General features: G+C 62.4%; 18 protein-coding genes. 13 read left to right on the forward strand and 5 right to left on the reverse strand.

Annotation, left to right across the window (positions count from 1 at the left end; genetic code table 11):
• Window positions 1–127 precede the first annotated feature (127 nt).
• Entirely contained in the window at window positions 128–955 is an 828-nt protein-coding gene (locus ACIQTW_RS09510; protein WP_402936478.1) for a DUF1684 domain-containing protein, read from the forward strand.
• Window positions 956–991: 36 nt separating this feature from the next.
• On the opposite strand, the gene ACIQTW_RS09515 is transcribed toward ACIQTW_RS09510, so the two are convergent.
• Window positions 992–2,293: an acyl-CoA dehydrogenase family protein gene (locus ACIQTW_RS09515; protein ID WP_402936480.1), complete on the reverse strand. Its 1,302-nt coding sequence runs from the start codon at window positions 2,291–2,293 to the stop codon at window positions 992–994.
• Window positions 2,290–3,096, reverse strand: coding sequence for an SDR family NAD(P)-dependent oxidoreductase (locus ACIQTW_RS09520; protein WP_402936482.1), 807 nt, complete (start codon window positions 3,094–3,096; stop codon window positions 2,290–2,292). Before ACIQTW_RS09520 ends, ACIQTW_RS09515 begins: the two co-directional genes overlap by 4 nt.
• A 91-nt stretch (window positions 3,097–3,187) precedes the next feature.
• On the opposite strand from ACIQTW_RS09520, the gene ACIQTW_RS09525 reads away from it, so the two are divergent.
• Window positions 3,188–4,351: a glycoside hydrolase family 76 protein gene (locus ACIQTW_RS09525; protein WP_402936484.1), complete on the forward strand. Its 1,164-nt coding sequence runs from the start codon at window positions 3,188–3,190 to the stop codon at window positions 4,349–4,351.
• On the opposite strand, the gene ACIQTW_RS09530 is transcribed toward ACIQTW_RS09525, so the two are convergent.
• On the reverse strand, window positions 4,348–4,953 hold the full coding sequence (locus ACIQTW_RS09530) for a YdeI family protein (RefSeq protein WP_402936486.1): 606 nt from the start codon (window positions 4,951–4,953) through the stop codon (window positions 4,348–4,350). The genes ACIQTW_RS09525 and ACIQTW_RS09530 overlap by 4 nt on opposite strands.
• 99 nt (window positions 4,954–5,052) lie before the next feature.
• On the opposite strand from ACIQTW_RS09530, the gene ACIQTW_RS09535 reads away from it, so the two are divergent.
• The 5 genes from ACIQTW_RS09535 to tgt all read left to right on the forward strand — a co-directional run bounded on the left by ACIQTW_RS09535 (window position 5,053) and on the right by tgt (window position 9,638).
• Complete coding sequence (locus ACIQTW_RS09535; RefSeq protein WP_402936488.1) at window positions 5,053–5,766, forward strand: hypothetical protein; 714 nt, start codon at window positions 5,053–5,055, stop codon at window positions 5,764–5,766.
• 77 nt (window positions 5,767–5,843) lie between these two features.
• A complete protein-coding gene (locus ACIQTW_RS09540) occupies window positions 5,844–6,383 on the forward strand; it encodes an NUDIX hydrolase family protein (RefSeq protein ID WP_091465301.1) in 540 nt (179 codons plus the stop codon).
• Window positions 6,384–6,456: 73 nt separating this feature from the next.
• Window positions 6,457–7,455, forward strand: a complete 999-nt coding sequence (locus tag ACIQTW_RS09545; RefSeq protein ID WP_402936490.1) for a DUF6707 family protein — start codon at window positions 6,457–6,459, stop codon at window positions 7,453–7,455.
• Between the two features lie 72 nt (window positions 7,456–7,527).
• On the forward strand, window positions 7,528–8,238 hold the full coding sequence (locus tag ACIQTW_RS09550; protein ID WP_402936492.1) for an SRPBCC domain-containing protein: 711 nt from the start codon (window positions 7,528–7,530) through the stop codon (window positions 8,236–8,238).
• Window positions 8,239–8,366: 128 nt separating this feature from the next.
• Window positions 8,367–9,638: a tRNA guanosine(34) transglycosylase Tgt gene (gene tgt, locus ACIQTW_RS09555; RefSeq protein WP_402936964.1), complete on the forward strand. Its 1,272-nt coding sequence runs from the start codon at window positions 8,367–8,369 to the stop codon at window positions 9,636–9,638.
• A gap of 90 nt (window positions 9,639–9,728) precedes the next feature.
• On the opposite strand, the gene ACIQTW_RS09560 is transcribed toward tgt, so the two are convergent.
• Entirely contained in the window at window positions 9,729–10,439 is a 711-nt protein-coding gene (locus ACIQTW_RS09560; protein ID WP_402936494.1) for a queuosine precursor transporter, read from the reverse strand.
• Window positions 10,440–10,660: 221 nt separating this feature from the next.
• Here ACIQTW_RS09560 and ACIQTW_RS09565 point away from each other — a divergent pair, with 221 nt between their 5' ends.
• Together ACIQTW_RS09565 and ACIQTW_RS09570 are read left to right on the forward strand one after the other, a co-directional pair.
• Window positions 10,661–11,323, forward strand: coding sequence for a TetR/AcrR family transcriptional regulator (locus tag ACIQTW_RS09565; RefSeq protein ID WP_402936496.1), 663 nt, complete (start codon window positions 10,661–10,663; stop codon window positions 11,321–11,323).
• A complete protein-coding gene (locus tag ACIQTW_RS09570) occupies window positions 11,323–12,234 on the forward strand; it encodes a TIGR01777 family oxidoreductase (RefSeq protein WP_402936965.1) in 912 nt (303 codons plus the stop codon). Before ACIQTW_RS09565 ends, ACIQTW_RS09570 begins: the two co-directional genes overlap by 1 nt.
• Before the next feature lie 274 nt (window positions 12,235–12,508).
• Here ACIQTW_RS09570 and ACIQTW_RS09575 read toward each other — a convergent pair whose 3' ends face one another.
• Window positions 12,509–13,111, reverse strand: a complete 603-nt coding sequence (locus tag ACIQTW_RS09575; RefSeq protein ID WP_402936497.1) for a methyltransferase family protein — start codon at window positions 13,109–13,111, stop codon at window positions 12,509–12,511.
• Between the two features lie 413 nt (window positions 13,112–13,524).
• Here ACIQTW_RS09575 and ACIQTW_RS09580 point away from each other — a divergent pair, with 413 nt between their 5' ends.
• The 4 genes from ACIQTW_RS09580 to ACIQTW_RS09595 all read left to right on the forward strand — a co-directional run bounded on the left by ACIQTW_RS09580 (window position 13,525) and on the right by ACIQTW_RS09595 (window position 18,130).
• Entirely contained in the window at window positions 13,525–14,934 is a 1,410-nt protein-coding gene (locus tag ACIQTW_RS09580; RefSeq protein ID WP_402936499.1) for an MFS transporter, read from the forward strand.
• A gap of 133 nt (window positions 14,935–15,067) precedes the next feature.
• Window positions 15,068–15,730, forward strand: coding sequence for a response regulator transcription factor (locus tag ACIQTW_RS09585; RefSeq protein WP_402936501.1), 663 nt, complete (start codon window positions 15,068–15,070; stop codon window positions 15,728–15,730).
• Window positions 15,727–17,142, forward strand: a complete 1,416-nt coding sequence (locus ACIQTW_RS09590) for a sensor histidine kinase (protein ID WP_402936503.1) — start codon at window positions 15,727–15,729, stop codon at window positions 17,140–17,142. Before ACIQTW_RS09585 ends, ACIQTW_RS09590 begins: the two co-directional genes overlap by 4 nt.
• A complete protein-coding gene (locus ACIQTW_RS09595) occupies window positions 17,135–18,130 on the forward strand; it encodes a TAXI family TRAP transporter solute-binding subunit (RefSeq protein ID WP_402936505.1) in 996 nt (331 codons plus the stop codon). The genes ACIQTW_RS09590 and ACIQTW_RS09595 overlap by 8 nt, the downstream gene beginning before the upstream one ends.
• Window positions 18,131–18,152 lie beyond the last annotated feature (22 nt).

Below are 18,152 nucleotides of genomic sequence, written 5' to 3' on the forward strand. Positions count from 1 at the left end.
GGCCAGCGCGAGCCGATCCAAGATAAAGTCCGGTTCAGGGCGTGTGAATTCCGGGAATGCCAAGGCCCGGCGCATAGTTGAGGCAAGTGCAACCGCCACGAACTGACGCGACCCGCCGAGGAGAACCATGAGCTCGCCCACCACCGCAACCGACGCCCAACTCGCCCGTTGGGAGCGGTTCCGTGCAGGTCGAAATGCAGCTCTTGCCATCGAACACGGCTGGCTGACGCTCACATCTTTCCAATGGCTTGAGGCCGAACCTTCCGAGGTCGAACTCGTCCCTGGCCTCTGGTCCACCGACGGCACAACCGCTTTCCTGACAGCGGGCGCTGCAGATGGGCTCACGCTCGTTGAGACGGGACAGAGCGTCGATGGGACCATCCCGGCCACACTGCAGGACGAAGAATCGCTCATGTGGGTACAGTTTGGAGGCGAGGACGGCAAGCAAGTTGTGGTGGAGCTCGCCATGCGCGCAGACAAATACGCCGTTCGCACACGCGATAACAGCTCCCCGGTATTGACTGGTTTCAAAGGTGTCCCCACGTACGAATACAACCCCGGCTGGGTTATCGAGGGCCGGTTTGAAGCCTACGATGAGCCCAAGGACGTTCCCATCGGCACGGCGAACCCCTTGGTGGACGGTGTCCACAGGTCAGTGGGCGAAGTGGCGTTCCGGGTACCGGGTATTCCCCACGAAATCCGGCTGCACGCCGAGGAAGAGAAGCTGGGCGCGCTCAACGTAACCTTCCACGATGAAACCAACGGAGAGACCACGGACGAATGGCGCAAGGTGTTCATCCCGCGGCCTCGGCCCGACGGGACCGTGGTGATCGATTTCAACCGCGCCATCAACTACCCGAGTGCATTTACCCCTTACGGCACCTGCCCTATGCCCGTCCGGGGCAATTCAATCGATGTTCGGGTAGAAGCCGGAGAGAAGCTTCCGCAAGACTAGCGCCCGGACAGCCACGGCGGTCCGAGCCACGCAGGTCTAAGCGATTGCGGAAACCCCTGTCACAGCACGGCCAACGATCAGCGAGTTGATTTCGTAGGAGCCTTCGTACGTGTAGATGGCTTCGGCGTCGGCGAAGATCTTCGCGATGCGGTAATCGGTAACGATTCCGTTCCCGCCCAGGATTGACCTGCCCAACGCCACGGTTTCCCGCATCCTGGCGCTGCAGTAGGCCTTGGCGAGCGCCACCTGCGCCATCCCTGCGCCTCCATGCCGCACTCCTTGCGCATCTGTGAAGATGTCCTCCTGCAGTTGCGCTATTCGGACCATCATCCCCATACTGGCCACCGCGTTTCCCAGCATGTCCACCAGGTGTTGCTGAATGAGCTGGAATTTGGCCAGCGGCTTACCGAACTGCAGGCGTTCGACGGCGTACTGCCGGGCGACGTCGAAGGCTGCCAGTTGTTGGCCAACGGCCTGCCAGGCCACCATGATGCGGGAGCCACGGAGCAGGTGGTTGGTGTCCACGAAGCTGCTGATGCCGGCGAAGCGATCTGCCTCAGCTACCTCCACGTCCACAAACACGATGTCGGCGTTCTGCACGGTCCGCAGGGCAATCTTGTTCTCGATGCGGCTCCGCGTGATGCCCGGCAAGGATGCGTCAACGATGAAGGCACGCACGGCGCCGTCTGTTTCGTCCTTGGCCCACACCAACATGTAGTCGCAGAACGTCCCGTTCCCAATCCAGCGTTTGGCGCCGTTAATCACCCAGTAATCGCCGCCGTCGGAATCTGCCCGCTCAACACGGCGGGCAGTGGTCTCCATGCCGCCGGCGACGTCGGAGCCGTGATCCGGTTCCGTAAGCGCGAAGGCGCCGGTAGTGCGGAGGTTGGAGGCGTCGTCGAGGTAGCGGTCCTGCTGGGCGTCGCTGCCAAAGTTGTACAGCGACTCCACGAAGAGGTCGTGGTGAACCATGAAGAACGTGGCGATCGAGGTGTCGACGCGTGTCATCTCGGCTATGACCAGGCCGGCGAAAAGGTGGGTATATCCGCGCTGGGCGGGCGCGCTGAGCCGGAGGGCCGCGAGCTTAGGGAGGATGTGTTCGGGAAACTCTGCTTTCTCCCACCACTGCCCGGCGTACGGGGCGATCTCGGAAGCAAGGAAAGCCCGGAGTTCGTTGAGCTTCCGTTGTTCCTGGACGCTAAGCAGCGATTCGAAGTCGAAGAAGTCAGCCGTGGGGAGGTCGGCTACCGACGACGGGCCCGGCCCGCCCGAACCGGAATTACCGGGCACAACCGTTCCAGGCAATGACCCTGGAGAGCCGCTGTAATCGCCCATCATTTGAGTCCCATACGGATGGCGCCATCGAGTCGGATGGTCTCCCCGTTGAGCATGGCGTTTTCCACGATGTGGGCCGCCAGGTTTGCGTACTCCGCAGCACGGCCCAGGCGTGCGGGATGCGGGACCTGCTGCCCCAACGAGTCCTGGGCCGCTTGGGGAAGCCCGGCCATCATGGGCGTTTCAAAGATGCCGGGGGCGATGGTGGCTACGCGAATCAGTGAACGGGCAAACTCCCTTGCCAAGGGGAGCGTCATGGCTGCTACAGCACCTTTTGATGCGGCATAGGCTGGCTGGCCGATCTGGCCTTCAAAGGCGGCCACGGAGGCGGTGTTGATGATGACGCCGCGTTCAGGCCCGCCCAGTTCCGTAGAGACGGGCTCGGTTTCCACCATGGCAGCAGCGGCCAAGCGGATCACGTTGAAGGTGCCCACAAGGTTGATCTGGATGACCTTGTTGAAGTTATCCAGCGGCAGCACGCCGTCGCGGCCAAGAACTTTCCCTGGTGTTGCGATACCTGCGCAATTGACCACGATCCGGAGTGGTCCCATGGACATGGCGGCGTGAACGGCGGCCTGGACTTGAGATTCGTTGGTGACGTCGGCCGGAGCAAAGACAGCGCGTGGGCCCGACTCCCCCACCTCCGAACGTGCCGAGTTCAGCTCGGCCGCATATTCATCACCAGCCGATTGCTGCAAATCCACCAGCACCACAGAAGCTCCAGCGTCGAACAAGCGCTTCGCTGTAGCGGCCCCTAGCCCTGATGCCCCGCCTGTTACCAGCGCGACCGTGCCCTTGATGTCCATTCATCCTCCTTGATGCAGACCCAAATCCGTTAATGCATGTTAACTGGAATTGTGGGCAAGCGCACACTTCCCGCCCCGCTAGGCTAATTCCATGACCAGCCAGATCGAACCACACGGGACGCCTGCCCCCTCCACGAACGCCACCGAATGGGCAGCCCGGGCCAACCAAGCGGCCCGATCAGTGTCCCGAAGCTTCGGCAGGCGGCTGCTGTTCCTGCCAGGTACGCATATCGGTGCAGTGAGCCTTCCCAGCAACACCGTCAAAAGCGTCTCAGGCCCTTGGCACTACTGGTGGCAAGCGCACTACGTCGATTGCCTGGTGGATGCGGGCCGGCGCGAACTCGCAAGTAAAACAAAGTTCGACGGCGACTCCCGCCCGAGCGCGGGCCGGCTCGCTTCCCGGCTGGTCACCACAATCCGGTTGCGGAACCTGCTGCGATTCGTCAACGACTACTACGACGACATGGCGTGGCTGGCACTCGCCACGCTTCGCTTGGAGAAGCTGGCGGAGGAAACCAAGAAACCTGGCAGGCGGCGCAACGCGTATGTGCGGAAGAGCCTGACCTTGCAGTTCGATTCAGCTTCTACGGACGACCTTGGCGGCGGCACTTACTGGAGCACCAAAAGGGACTTCAAGAACACCCCTGCCACGGCCCCCGTGGCACTTTATTATGCTCGGACCGACCACGCAGAGCGCGCACAAAAGTTGGTGGACTGGCTCAACAGCAAGCTCCTCCACCCGGAACGTGGCGTGTACCGGGACGGGCTTCGGATCAGCCTGGGCAACGTGGTGGTGGATGAGGCCATTTACACCTACAACCAAGGCCCGGTCCTGGGTGCGTTGCTGGAACTGGGCGGTGACGACAACCTGCGCAGGGCTGCCCTCCTTGTGGACGCCGTGAAACGCGAGCTGACGCTTCCCGGCACGCAGGTCATCCGCGGTGATGGCACGGGCGATGGTGGTCTTTTCACCGGTATCCTGCTCCGCTATCTCGCTTTGGCAGCCCGGGACAACAGGCTCACGGCCACAACCAGGGAAACGGCCAGGTCCTTGGTTCGCAGCACAGCCGAAGCGTTCTGGGCCGGGCGCCGCGAGAACCCGGACCAGGCCAAGGGTCGTAGGGGAACTCCAGCCATTGTGTTCTCTTTCGACCCCCAGCGACCGGCGAGCGAAACATATCCGGTGGGGGCCGCCGTCGAGCTTTCCACGCAGCTTCAAGCATGGATGGCGCTGGAAGCTGCCGCCACGCTCTAGCTGTCGTCGGAAACGGGACGCTTTCTTTGCGGGTACGGGGCCTCGTGGCGGGCAAGCATCTCGACGAAACCGGCGATCTTGCGTGCGCGGGTGTCTGCCCGCTTGACACCGTTGGTGCGGTGAATGAGGGCGAAGCGGTTCTGGGAGGTCAGGCAATCGAACATTGCCTGGGCCTCCGGGACTGCGGCGATGGCTGCCGCAAGGTCATCCGGAACCACGGAATCGGCTGGCCCGGCGTAGGCAGCTTCCCAGCGTCCATCGGCCTTTGCGGCTTCGACGGCCGCTCGTCCGGCATCGGTCATTCTGCCCTCGGATTCCAGTCTCGCAATGTGGCCCACATTCCGTGCTGACCAGATGCTCCTTCGGCCTCGAGGCGTCATTCGCTGAAAGTAGCTTTCGGCGTCGCGGCTCTTCGCTTGGCCATCGATCCAGCCAAAACACAGGGCCTCATCCAAAGCGGCGTCGTAGTCCAACTCAGTGACGTTGCCGCCCTTCTTGTGCAGGATCAACCACACGCCGGGACTCTCAGCGGCATGTTCCGAAAGCCAGGAGCGCCAAGCGGCTCCGTCGGAGACAAGGAGTTCCTCAAGTTCAATGGGCATGGGTTCATTCTCCTGTGAAACGCACCGTCCCCCGCAAGGCCACGCGGCATAGGCTGGGAGCGGACACCCGAACCGCGAGGACCCAGCCCAGGAGGACCAATGTTGCGAGCCCGCCCCATCCACTACACATCGCACTTTGAGCAGTGGGCCACGCTTCTGCAGGTGCTGGGTTTGGTGAAGACGGTGGACGACGGCGACTGGCAGGAGTTCGACGCCGGTTCGGGCCGCGTCGCGTTGGGCCGGCTGGAGCACGGCCACCCACTGGATGGTTACACGATTTTCAGTGTCGAGGTAGGGAATCTGGAGGAGTTCGCCCGCCGCACCGAGGAAGACGGTACCCAAGCGGAGCTCCATGAAGCCTCCTACGGGCCAACGGTGCGTATCTCTGCCGATGACGGTTTCGAGTTCTTTGCTTTCCCCGCGCAGCGGGCAGCAGATGGCAGCTGGGCCACATCAAGTCATGCCGACCCAGCACTCACGGTGGTAGCAACGTGGGTCAGCCCCTTGGTGGCGTTCTCCGCAAATGTTCTCCGCAACGTCGGCGCCCGGCAGCGCACAGAAGACGACGAATCGGCCACGTTCACCACCAAGAACGGCGGAATCCTCCAGATTATTCACGGCGCGGACGCCACCAACGGGGACCTCGCGTTTGAGTACGACGGCGATTTGGAACCACTGCATGAGCGCCTCAAGGCTGCGGACATCGAGGCCAGGATCATCGAAGACGTCCTGTACGTCGCCAACCCGGATGCTGTGGGCGGCGCGGCGCCAGCGTCGATTGTGGTGAGGAAGTCACCAGTCACGGCCGTGTAATACAGCCGAGAGCGTAACGCCGCAGCCACGGCGCCGCTGCCAAGGAAGTTCGGCTGGGGATGCGGTAGAACTTAACCATGAGCGTACGTACACCCGACCCGTATCCAGGCTGGCTTTCAGATGAAGACCTCTTCGAAGCCCGCGGCCGCCTCCCCATGGTCTACGTGGAGGCCGTTCCGGTCAGGTTGGATCCGCTCGGTTATGTGAACGAGGTGGGCACCCTCCTTCAGGGCGACGCCGACGGGAACATGGTCCGCTACCTCGTTTCCGGCCGTGTTCTCTACCGCGAAACCATCCGTGCAGCGCTCCTGCGACACATGGAAAAGGACCTCGGCCCCCTGGCTTTCCCGCAGTTGCCCATCAGCCCTGTTCCCTTCACGGTGGCCGAATATTTCCCGGCTCCGTCGCAGACAGGCTTCACGGATGACCGCCAGCACGCCGTTTCGCTGGCCTACATCATTCCTGTGACCGGCGAATGTGAACCCCGCCAGGACGCTTTGGAACTCACGTGGATGACGCCGCAAGAGGTGCTGAGCGAGAACGTCCAGCAGGAATTCGACGGAGGTCGCGGGAACCTCGTCCGGCAGGCCCTGGCTTTCTCGGGCATCGTTCTCTAGCGGGTCCCGGCCCCTTCCCCAGCTGGTCTTTGTAGACTGGACGGCGGACCCCACGAGAACCAAAGGACTTCCGATGACTCACAGCCCAGCCACACAGCAATACATGGAAAAGCAGGCTGGGGACCTGCGACCCGGGGATTTTGTGTTCCCACCCGGTGACGGGCCGGCCGAGGAAATTGCCTCCATTGAGGTGGAGAAAGACGATTACGGCGTGGCAGCGTTGCTGCTGGTGACGATGGCCGACGGCGGCACGTTACGGATCGCTGTAGGGTCCAGTGTTCCGGTGGGTGACGGAGTTCCGGTGGGTGACGGAGTTCCTGAGTCCAACGTTGCGGACGAAAGCACCGCTGACTCCAGCACCTCCACAGGGGGCGACGCCGATGCTCCCGCGGAGCCCGTCGTCGTCGTTCCTCCGCGCCCGGAAACGCCGCCTACGCACACCGGTCCCAGCGCCGAGGAGCTGGCCCTCATCCCTGAACCAGACGGCACACCCGAAGCCGTGGTCCGTGCGGCCGCCGCCAACCATAAGGGCAAGAACGGCGTGCAGGTCCTTGCGGATCGGCTCTCGAAGGGCATCAATACGAAGTCGGGGAGCTGCCTGCGGGACCTCAGCAATCTCGCCTTCGATCTCTGCATTGTTCTGCGCGATCCGGACCATGCTTTGGCTGTCGCCGACTTGCTGAATGTGTTGCCCTTTGACGGCAACCTGGACCGCTGGGCATCGATCGAACGTGCCCTGGCGCTATCCAGTTTCATTTGCCGCGAGGCCGGGCAAACCGAACGGGCTGCGGTTTATGAGAAACTGCTGCGCGCGCCGGAGTCCCAGGAAGAAGACCCCTTCAAGGCGCGCATCAATGCCCGGGTCAGGCAGCGTTCGCTGAACGAACCCAATCTGTACGACAAGGAAATCTTCCGGGCAATCGACAACGGAAACCACGAAGCCGAGCGCGAATGGCGGTTCCTCCGGCTCGAAGCGCTGATGTTCCTGCGCGCCCACGGTGGATCGAAGACCATCGACGAGGACGAGCTGGCCCGGCGGATCGGCAATGAACTTGAGTCGGTGCGCGCCTAGCTTTCCCTGTACCGCATATTCGGGAATATCAAGACCTGTTATGTGGGCGCCAACGGCGGTAGATTCGGGGCCATGACGAACAATCTGAGCGTTGTGATTAATGCCGACGCGCAGCAGGTTTGGACAATGCTGCGTGAACCGTCGTTGGTGGCTCAATGGCACGGCTGGGAAGCCGACGATCTCGCCGACGAAATAAAACAGATCTACTTCAACACCGATGTTGAGGAGGGGCCCGATCACACGAGCCTGACCGTCAACGGCGGCGACGTCTTTGAGCTCCACCCCGTCTCCGGTGGTACGGAAGTGCGGGTCACCAGGGCCGCCCTCGACCACAACTCGGAATGGGCCGAGTGGGATGAGGACATCACCCAGGGTTGGCTCACGTTCCTGCATCAGCTGCGGTTCGCGCTGGAACGGCACCCCCACGGGCTCCGGCGAACCCATTTCATTTCCCTGCCGGGTAAGGGTGGGCCAGCGATTGAGAAGCTGGGGCTCGGGGATTTGCCGCCGGTTGGGGAAGAGTACTCACTCACTCTTGCCACCGGTGAGAAGATCTCCGGCAAGGTCTGGTTCAAGAGCCGGCACCAGGTGGGCCTCACCGTGCACAGCTACGCCGAGCATGGGGACGGACTGCTGATCGTAGCGGAGCAACTGCCCATTCCGGAGAAAAGGCCCGACGGCGGCTCCATGGTGATTGCCTCCACCTACGATTTGGGTGCCCACACGTTGGCGGACATCCGGTCCTCGTGGGACAACTGGAAGGCTGAGAACTACCGTTCGTAGGAGTTTTTGGGCAGGTTACCCGCGGTAAAGCTGGCACACTTGGTAGCGTGCCAGCTTCCCTTCCTGCTTCTGCGTCATTGTCCGATCCCTCTGCTGTTCCAGCTTCCACCCCGCATGCGCTGCATGAGTTGCCCGGGCTGGCTGCCCGGCAATCCGAATTCTCGTTCTCGGTGGGCAAGCGCCTGACTGAAACGTGCTCGCCGTCGGACGCACAAGTAGAGGCTAACGGCGGCGCTTTCCTGGGTCGAACCGGAACCATCACCACACCGCACGGGACCATCCAGACGCCCGCGTTCATCGCCGTCGGGACCAAAGCAACCGTGAAGGCAGTGCTGCCGGAGTCAATCGCCGAGCTCGGCGCTCAGGCTGTACTTGCCAACGCCTACCACCTGTACCTGCAGCCGGGGCCGGAGATTCTCGACGCCGCTGGCGGGCTTGGCGCGTTCATGAACTGGTCGGGGCCCACCTTCACTGACTCGGGCGGATTCCAGGTGATGAGCCTTGGCTCCGGGTTCAAAAAAGTCATCGATATGAAGAACGTGGACAGCTCAGGGCCGGACGATGCAGTAGCGCCCGGCAAGGAGCGGCTGGCTCACATTGACGACGACGGGGTCTGGTTCAAATCGCACCTCAACGGGGATCGGCACCGCTTCTCCCCCGAAATTTCCATGCAGGTCCAGCACCAGATCGGTGCTGACATTATGTTCGCCTTTGATGAGCTCACCACGTTGCAGAACTCCCGGGCCTACCAAGAGGAGTCGTTGGAGCGAACGCGGCTGTGGGCCCTACGATGCCTGGAGGAACACGCTTCGTTGACCGCTTCCCGGGCGGGTAAGCCATACCAAGCGCTGTTTGGCGTCATTCAGGGGGCCCAGTATGAGGATCTGCGACGGAAGGCCTGCCAGGATCTGGGCGCCATGCCCTTTGACGGATACGGAATCGGCGGTGCTTTGGAGAAGGAAAACCTGGGCACGATTGTGCGCTGGTGCAACGAGGAACTGCCCGAGGACAAGCCGCGGCACCTGCTGGGCATCTCGGAACCGGACGACATCTTCACGGCCATCGAGAACGGCGCCGACACTTTCGACTGCGTCTCCCCTACCCGTGTTGCCCGTAACTCGGCGTTCTACACTCCGTTTGGCCGGTTCAACTTGTCCGGGGCCAAGTACAAGAAGGACTTCGGGCCACTACAGGACGGCTGCGATTGCTACACCTGCGTGAACTATTCACGGGCCTACATCCATCACCTGTTCAAGGCCAAGGAAATGCTCTCTGCAACCCTGATCTCCATCCATAACGAGCGCTTCGTGGTGAAGATGGTGGACGATGCGCGTCTTGCCATCGAATCCGGGGAATTCTTCGAGTTCAAGGCGGAGACCCTGGGCCGGTACTACTCGTAGCGCGCCGAGATCGCGGGAAGGAGGCTGTCAGATCGCATGGACAGTTCCGGCGACCTCGCAGCGTTCCCGCGATCTCAGGCTTCGCAGCTCCTAGGCCGCCGCCACTCCATAGCTGGGTTCGCGCTTCTTGATCCAGCCAACAACCAGCACGGTGACGGGGACGAACAGGAATTCCACGGCCGTCTTGTAGACGAAGCCAACCAGGACATAGTTCAAGAACGAGCCGAAGTCCGTGATGCCGATGACCGACGCCGCGATGGTGCAGAAGATCAGGGTGTCCACGAATTCGCCCACCACGGACGAGCCCATCAGGCGCGCCCACAGTGACTTCTCGCCCGTGCGCGCCTTCATCTTCACCAGGATCCAGGAGTTGATGGTCTGCCCGGCCAGGAAAGCGAGCAGCGAACCGAGGACGATCAGCGGAACCGGGCCCAGGGCACCTTCGATGGCTGCTTGCTTTGCGGTGCCGTACTCGTCGTTGAAGCCGGGAAGCACGATGATGATCCAGTAGCAGAGCGATGCAAACACCGAGAGCGCGAAGGAAGTAATGATGGCCTTGCGCGCCACTTTGAAGCCGTAGACCTCGCTCATCACGTCACCCAGGATGTAGGCGATCGGGAAGAGGAAGAACCCGCCGTCGGTGATGATCGGTCCAATCACCACGCCCTTGGAAGCGCCGATGTTGGACAAGATCAGCACCACGGCCATGATGGCCAGCATGATGCCGAAATACGGGGAGCCGATCGAAGCGAAGCGCGGAGCGGGCTTGCTCAGAGTACTGGAGCCTGAGGGCGAGGGCATGGGTCATCCATTTCGTAGTGGTTCGCGCAGGCTCCGTGGTGAGGGAACCCCGCTGTATTAGCACTGTGGTTGGTGGGGCATCCGGCCCGGCACCGGTTCCATTCTCCCACTCCGGGCCGGTAGTTGTATGTCCGTGCGATCCCCATCTTTTGAACATGTTCAGAAATCATGGCATACTCCTAGTTGAACACGTTCAAAAATCTCGTTTGAGGAGCGGAACCATGGCAGCAAAAAGCGAGCAGACCCGGCAACTGGTGGCGGACGTGGCGCTGAAGATGTTCCGCGAGGTCGGCTTTGAGAAGACCACCATGCGTGCCATTGCCCAGGAGGCGGGAGTCTCGGTTGGCAACGCCTACTACTACTTCGCTTCCAAGGACGAGCTCGTCCAGGAGCTCTACATCCAAGTGCAGGACGAACATGCCATGGTGGCGGCGCAGGCACTCGAAGGCGTCCAGGATCTCGCCGGGCGGCTCAAAGCCGTTCTGCACGCAGGAGTGGACGTCATGACTCCGTACCACCAGTTCGGTTCCGACTTCATCGCGACGGCGATCCGGCCGTCGTCGCCTGTTAACCCGTTCGGTGAGGCGTCCTCCGCAGCCCGCAACGCCTCCCTCGCGATCTTCCGTTCCGCCGTCGAGGGCTCCTCCCCCGCCGTCGCCAGGAAACTGCGTGCAGATCTGCCCGAACTGCTATGGCTGGCGTACATGGGCGTCGCGCTGTTCTGGGTTTACGACCGGTCTGAGGGCCAACGGCGCACGCGAAAATTGATCGACGGCGCAGCACCGCTGGTGGCGCGAGGCTTGTCGCTCGCGAAAATTCCCGGCGTCAGCAAGGTCTTCGACGACGTCTTGGGGCTCGTGCGAAGCGTCAAGGAAGACTCGTGATGCCAAGAACGGTGGCGATTGCCGGCGCTAGTGGCTTCATTGGAAGCTACTTCCGGCGGCGGTTTGATGCTGAAGGATGGGTGGTGCGAACGGTCGGGCGGGACGCTTCGGCTGACGCTCAATGGCACGACGGCGGTGCCATCACACGAGCGCTTGACGGTGCCGAACTGTTGGTGAACCTCGCCGGACGCTCCGTGAATTGCCGATACGACGAAAAGCATCGGCGCGAGGTTCTGGACTCCCGGGTGTTGACGACCCGGGCGTTGGGCCGTGCGGTTGCCGCTTGCGCCGAACCTCCACGGACCTGGATCAACTCGAGTACCGGCACCATCTACCGACACGCGGATGACGTTCCTCAGTCTGAGGCCTCTGGTGAGCTGGGCAGCGGATTCTCCGTGGACGTTGCCCGTGCGTGGGAAGACGAGTTGGCGGCAGCTTCCGTTCCGGACACACGGAAGGTGGCGCTTCGGATTGCGATCGTCCTGGGTGCCGGTGGCGTCATGAATCCCCTCCGGGCTCTTGCCCGGCTCGGATTGGGAGGACATATGGGCCCGGGAACGCAGAAGTTCAGCTGGATCCATGTGGAGGACCTGTTCCGTACAGTGCTGTTCGTGCACGAGCACACTGAGCTGACCGGACCGGTGAACGCGACGACTCCCTACCCCGTGGACAACCATGAGCTCATGTCACTGGTTCGGCAAAGCATGGGTGTCCCGTTCGGCATTCCGACACCGGCCTGGCTTCTTGAGGCCGGAGCCGTCCTGATCCGTACACAAACAGAGCTGGTGCTGAAGAGCCGATGGGTGGAGCCTGGGAAACTGCTCGACGCAGGGTTCGCGTTCAACCACCCAACCCTGGCGGGCGCCCTCAACAAGATCGCCGAGGGCAAAGCCGATCCCTCTCTCACATAATCGCCCCTTCAGCCGAACGCTCGCTCACATCATCACCCCTTCAGCCGAACGCTCGCTCACATCACTCGGAGGTAGTCATGAGTCAGGACCCGTGGTCAATCGATGAAGAGTATGCGCTGGCACCAAGGAGCCCATCCACTGGATGGCGCTACGGACCGAAGGATCGGGTGGTGCTGGGAGGCAAGGGACTGACTCTGGGCATCGCCGTGGCGCACTTGACGTTCTGCGTGATGCTGTCCAGCCAGGGTCCCGAGTGGGCCGTTGTCTTTTTCATTTACAGCCTGCTGCCAGTCTGGGCAGTTGGTGCCGCGGTAGGATCGTCGATTGCCGTCGCAGCGGGAGTTGGCCGCCTTGCGATCTGGAAACTGGTGCGCATCAACCGTGCCGGTGAACCGATATAGCGGGGAACATCCCGCTCATAGTCCGCGTAGGCCTCGCCAAATCGCTGTCGAAGCATGGATTCTTCCCACAACGCGCCCAGATGTTCCACCACCATTCCCAGCGGCAAAGTTGCGAGAGCCCAAGCAGAACCCCTGTTTACCGCCACTCCTGTGTGGATCAGCCACCACCCGAGATACATCGGATGGCGACTCACAGCATAAGGTCCGGTGGTCACCAGCCCCTCGGGATGGCCCAGTTGAAAGCTTCCCGCCGTTTCACGCCGGCGCTCCGAAACCGCCCACCCGGTGAGTCCTGCACCAGCCATAACCAAGGCCAAACCGGCAGCCCTGCGTCGGACCCTGTCCCCGGCAACGGGAACGGGATGGAGGCGATCGAGGACGACGTCCAGCACCAGACCGGCAACCTGACCCGGTGGGAGCGGAATATTTGCTGCCTCATGCTTCAAGACGCGGGCTACCCGTGGAACTGCACCCATGCCTTGAAGATAACTCCGGCTGTTCGGGAAAGCCACAGCGGAAGCTGCGGCCGAAAACCTTGGGTCGCGCCGCCGCCGTCGGGCGCTAAGGTGCGAGCCGCCGTCGGGCGCTAAGGCGAGTCCCCGCCGTCGGGCGCTAAGGTGCGAGCCGCCGTCGGGCGCTAAGGCGAGTCCCCGTCGTCGCACCTCAACCCGAGCCGGCGGAAACCTAAGGAAGTGTTAGGAAATCCGCTCCCACGTTGGCTGTGCCGTGCATCACCCATAGTTTGGAACATGTCCTCTTCACCTTGGAGGGCCTTTCTTAGTCGACGAAGAGCCATGCGCAAGGACGCCATGAGCACCAGCTTCATGGACAGAACGAACTCAGGCAAGACACGGCTGCCGTCCCAGGCGCCGTCCAGGAAGGTTCATTGATGAGCACCCAACAAGCTGCACCTCTGAGCGAAGCCGCCCAGACACGTAAAGCCGTGAGCAACATCCTCAAGGGCTCCGCGGGCAACCTCGTGGAGTGGTTCGACCTCTACGTCTATACGGTTTTCGCGGCGTATTTCCAGTCGCACTTCTTCAACTCCTCGGACGATCTTCAGGCGGGCCTTGAGGCGATGGCCGTCTTCTCGACGTCGTTCCTCATGCGCCCGATCGGCAGCTGGTTCTTCGGCCGGTATGCCGACCGTAAGGGCCGCAAAGCTGCGCTGACACTCAGCGTGACCATGATGTCCGCCGGTTCCTTCGCCATCGCCATCCTGCCGACGCAGGATGTCATCGGCCTGTGGGCCCTGATTCTGCTGGTGTTTATCCGCATGGTCCAGGGTTTCTCGGTGGGCGGCGAGTACGGTACCAGCGCCACCTACATGTCCGAGGCCGCTACGGCCAAGCGCCGCGGCTTCTTCTCCAGCTTCCAGTACGTCACGCTGATTGGTGGTCAGATGCTGGCCCTCCTGGTGCTGGTCATCCTGCAGAACACCATGAGCAAGGACGACCTGACCGAATGGGGCTGGAGGATTCCGTTTGCAATTGGTGGCGCCGCTGCACTGGTTGTTCTCTGGCTTCGCCGCTCGATGGAGGAAACCCTCTCTGCTGACCAGCTCCGCGCTGCGCACGTCAAGGTTGCTGGCGAAGCACAGCCCGGCACCATGAAGCTGCTGTTCACCAAGCACTGGAAGCCGCTGCTCATCTGCATCGGTATCACCCTGGGCGGCACCGTGGCGTTCTACACGTACACCAACTTCATCCTGAAGTTCATGAACGATACGTCCGGCATCGCCAAGACCGATACCTCCGTGATCAACTTCTGGGCGCTGTTCATCTTCATGTTGCTGCAGCCCTTGTACGGCATGCTTTCCGACAAGATTGGCCGGAAGCCGTTGCTGATCTGGTTCGGCGTGACGGGTGTGCTGTTCACTTGGCCGCTGCTCTCCACGCTGGCCGGAACCAAGGATCCGTTCGTGGCCTTCCTCCTGATGTTCGGCGGCCTCCTGATGGTGGGTGGCTACACCTCCATCAACGCGTTGGTGAAGGCTGAACTGTTCCCGGCATCCATCCGCGCGCTCGGCGTCGGACTCGGTTACGCGATTGCCAACTCGCTGTTCGGCGGGACTGTACCGCTGATCGGTGCGGCCCTGCAGAAATCGGGCCAGGTGGACATGTTCTTCACCTACGTCACTGCCGCAATCTTCATCTCGCTGCTTGTGTACATCTTCGCGCTAAAGAACAAGAAGCCGACGCACTTGGACGCGGAACAGGGCAACGCCTTCGTCGCGAAGGGCGTCGCGAAGGGCACCGCGAAGGACGACGACGACAAGAAGGACCTGGTCAACGCCTGACCTGGCTGCCTTGTGAGGCCCGCTTTGCGCCCTTTGGACACTCCGAAGAGCGCAGAGCGGGCCTCACAACGTTAAGCTCTAGTAGCGGACCAGCCCAGCGAACCAGACCACAGCAAGCCAAAGGAACCAGACAGTGCACGTGCTCATCGTCGAGGATGACGACGCCATGGCGTCGGCCTTGAGCGCAGCCGTCGCCTCCGCCGGCCACAAGCGCACCCGGGTATCCCGCGGCGAGGACGCACTCCTGGCCCACCGCCAACACGAAGTGATCCTGCTCGACCTCGGCCTCCCGGATCTGGATGGCCTGGACGTCCTGCGGAAACTCCGCCAGGTCACGCAGATTCCTATCCTGATCCTGACCGCACGCGACGACGAACGCAGCGTGGTGCTGGGCCTCCGATCCGGCGCCGACGACTACCTGGTCAAGCCCGTGAAGCTCGTGGAATTGCTCGCCAGAATCGAGGCAGTCACCAGGCGCACCAACCGTTCCGGCCAGGATGCTCCGCACACAGTCGTCCTCGGAGAGTTGGAAGTGGACCTCGACCGCCGGGTGGCCTCGGTGGGCACACGACAACTCGCCCTCACGGCAACCGAATTCGACCTCCTCAGCCTGCTGGTCAGGAATGCAGGCTCAGTGGTGACCAGGGAGCAGATCCTGGACGCACTTTGGGGCGATGCATTCCTGGCACATTCCCGGTCCTTGGATGTGCACCTGACAGGCCTCAGGTCCAAGCTCCAACTTCCCGGGTTCATCATCAACGTCCGAGGCGTGGGCTACCGCGTAGAGCAACCGTGAAAGTCCGCGTCCTGGGCATCCTCAGCCTGCTGGTGGTGGTCATTGTGGTGACGGTTTCCAGTGTGATCCTGACATCGGCCGGCAGGGAACTCACCCAGGAACTGCAGACAAACCGCGTCGCTGCCCTTAACCGCTTCGCGCAACTGGCCAGCGACGCCGTGGAGGACACCAACACAACCCAACTGCAGCGCGAGATGGACCGCTATTCCGAGCTTTATGGTGAAGGAATCCTTATCCGGCTCCAACAGAAAACCGTTCGCTCCGGGGGCCTCAGCGACGACCAACCAGAGGTCAGCGACGCACTGAACCGGGCGAGCCTTAATCTCAGCGACACTACGCTGAACCCCATCCGGGCATTCGGCACAGGCAATGACTTCATCTCCAGGTCCTTCGGCACGGCCAGCCAGGTACTCGGCGAAGTGGTTGTTGAAGTCAACCTCGACGCAGCACGGCAGAAGCTACGGGAGCGGTGGCTCGTCGTCGGGCTTGCCGCGGTGGCGCTGGGGATGCTGCTTCTCGTGGCCGCGTCGCGGATCACGGCTTGGGTTCTGCGCCCGGTCCACCGTCTCAGCAAGGCAGTCCACGAGCTCGAAGCCACGGGCAAAACCAGCCAGCTTCCCGAAGCCGGTCCGCCTGAGCTGCGGGCACTGAGCCGCTCCTTCACGGCCATGGCCGACACCGTGACCCGGAGCATGGAGTCGCAGCGCCGGCTCATCGCCGATACTTCACATCAACTCCGGAACCCTGTCGGGGCGCTGCGGCTGCGGATCGATCTTCTGCAGCTCGCCTTACGTTCGGAGCCTGAGAAAGAAGCGGCAGCCGGCGTAGTGGCCGAACTTGAGCGGGTGGAAGAAATGCTCGACGGCGTGCTGAAGCTGGCAACCGCCGAACACCGCGCCTCTGAAGGGTCTACCCGGGTGGAACAGGCATCCGAGCACAAGCGCCTGGCCGTCATCGATCCCTTCCCGGTCCTCCAGGGCGAAGTGGAGAGGGCGACGCCGGCCGCTCGCCTTGCCGCGTCGAATCTGACGTTGGAGGGCCCAGCGTCCGAAAACCAGATCGTTTGTGATCCGGATGAACTCGCGCACATGGTGGGTGAACTCCTCGCCAATGCCATCAAGTACGCCCCTGGGGCCCGCATCACCGTGGCGAGCCGGCAGACGCAAGGAGGGACCGCCGTCGAGATTTCCGACGACGGTCCCGGCCTCCCGGCCGATCAACTCGCCGCATCCACCACCAGATTCTGGCGGGCACCGCAGCACAGCAAGATTCCCGGCAATGGGCTGGGCATGACCATTGTGGAACGGTTGGCGGAAGCGAATGGCGCCAAGCTGGTCCTGAAAGCGAATGCACCACATGGTCTGACGGCCCGGCTTGAATTCGCGCGGCCTGGGGAGTCGGCCCATGCCTGAGTTGCCTGCGATCTCCCGGCGAAGCGCCCTAAAGGCGGTTGCCGCGCTCGGTTTGGGCGGTGGCCTGCTTGTATCAACAGCGGCGTGCACACCGGAGGAACGGCCGCAGGAACTTACCGTTGCCGGCGGCGAATCCGGCGGCTTCTACCTAGAGTTTGCCGCCCTCCTGGCGGACCTGCTACAGCGTGAACGGGTGGCTGAAAGGGCAATCGCGCTGACCACCGGCGGTAGCCTCGAGAACATCCAGCGGGTCTTATCCGGGGAGGCGACACTCGCCATCGCACTGGCCGACGCTGCCGCGCAAGCCACAGCCACAGCCCCAGGCACGGACGACGGGCAGCTAGTGGCGCTGGGCAAGGTGTATCAGAACTACGTGCACTGCATCGTTCGCGAGGACAGCGGAATCCGAACCTTCGCCGACCTTGCAGGGAAGACCGCAGGCGTGGGCGAAACGGGATCAGGGACAACCCTCACAGCGGGACGGATCATCAAAGCCGCAGGACTCTCAGGTGAAACGGCTGGGCCGGGCAGGGCTGTGAGGCAGGTCAACCTTGGGCTGAACCAAGCCCTGGCGTCCCTGAGGGACGGTTCGATTGACGCGATGATCCAGTCCGGAGGCGTCCCGACGGCGCCCATCGCCGCCGCGGCACAGGAACTTCGCGTGCGGCTCCTGGACCTCTCCGAACTCATCCCGGCAACTCGGGCCCAGTCGGATTTCTTCTACGACCGCGTCCTCATCCCCGCGAACAGCTACGGAAACGCGCCTGCCGTCTGGACCGTGGGAGTGGCCAACCTGCTTCTGTGCCGCAAGGACTTGGCGGATCACGTAGTTCGGCAAACCGTGGAGCTGATGGTGGGGCAGGCCCAGGATCTGGTGCCGAGGTCCAGTACTGGCGTTCAATTCCTCAGCCCGGAAACTCTGATCAACACAGCTGGTCTGCCCTTGCATCCGGCTGCAGAGGCCGCGTACCGGGCGCTGCACGGTTAAGGCCGCACTGTTAGCCGGGAGG

The sequence above is a fragment of the Paenarthrobacter sp. NPDC090517 genome (genome assembly GCF_044769165.1).
GTDB lineage: Bacteria > Actinomycetota > Actinomycetes > Actinomycetales > Micrococcaceae > Arthrobacter.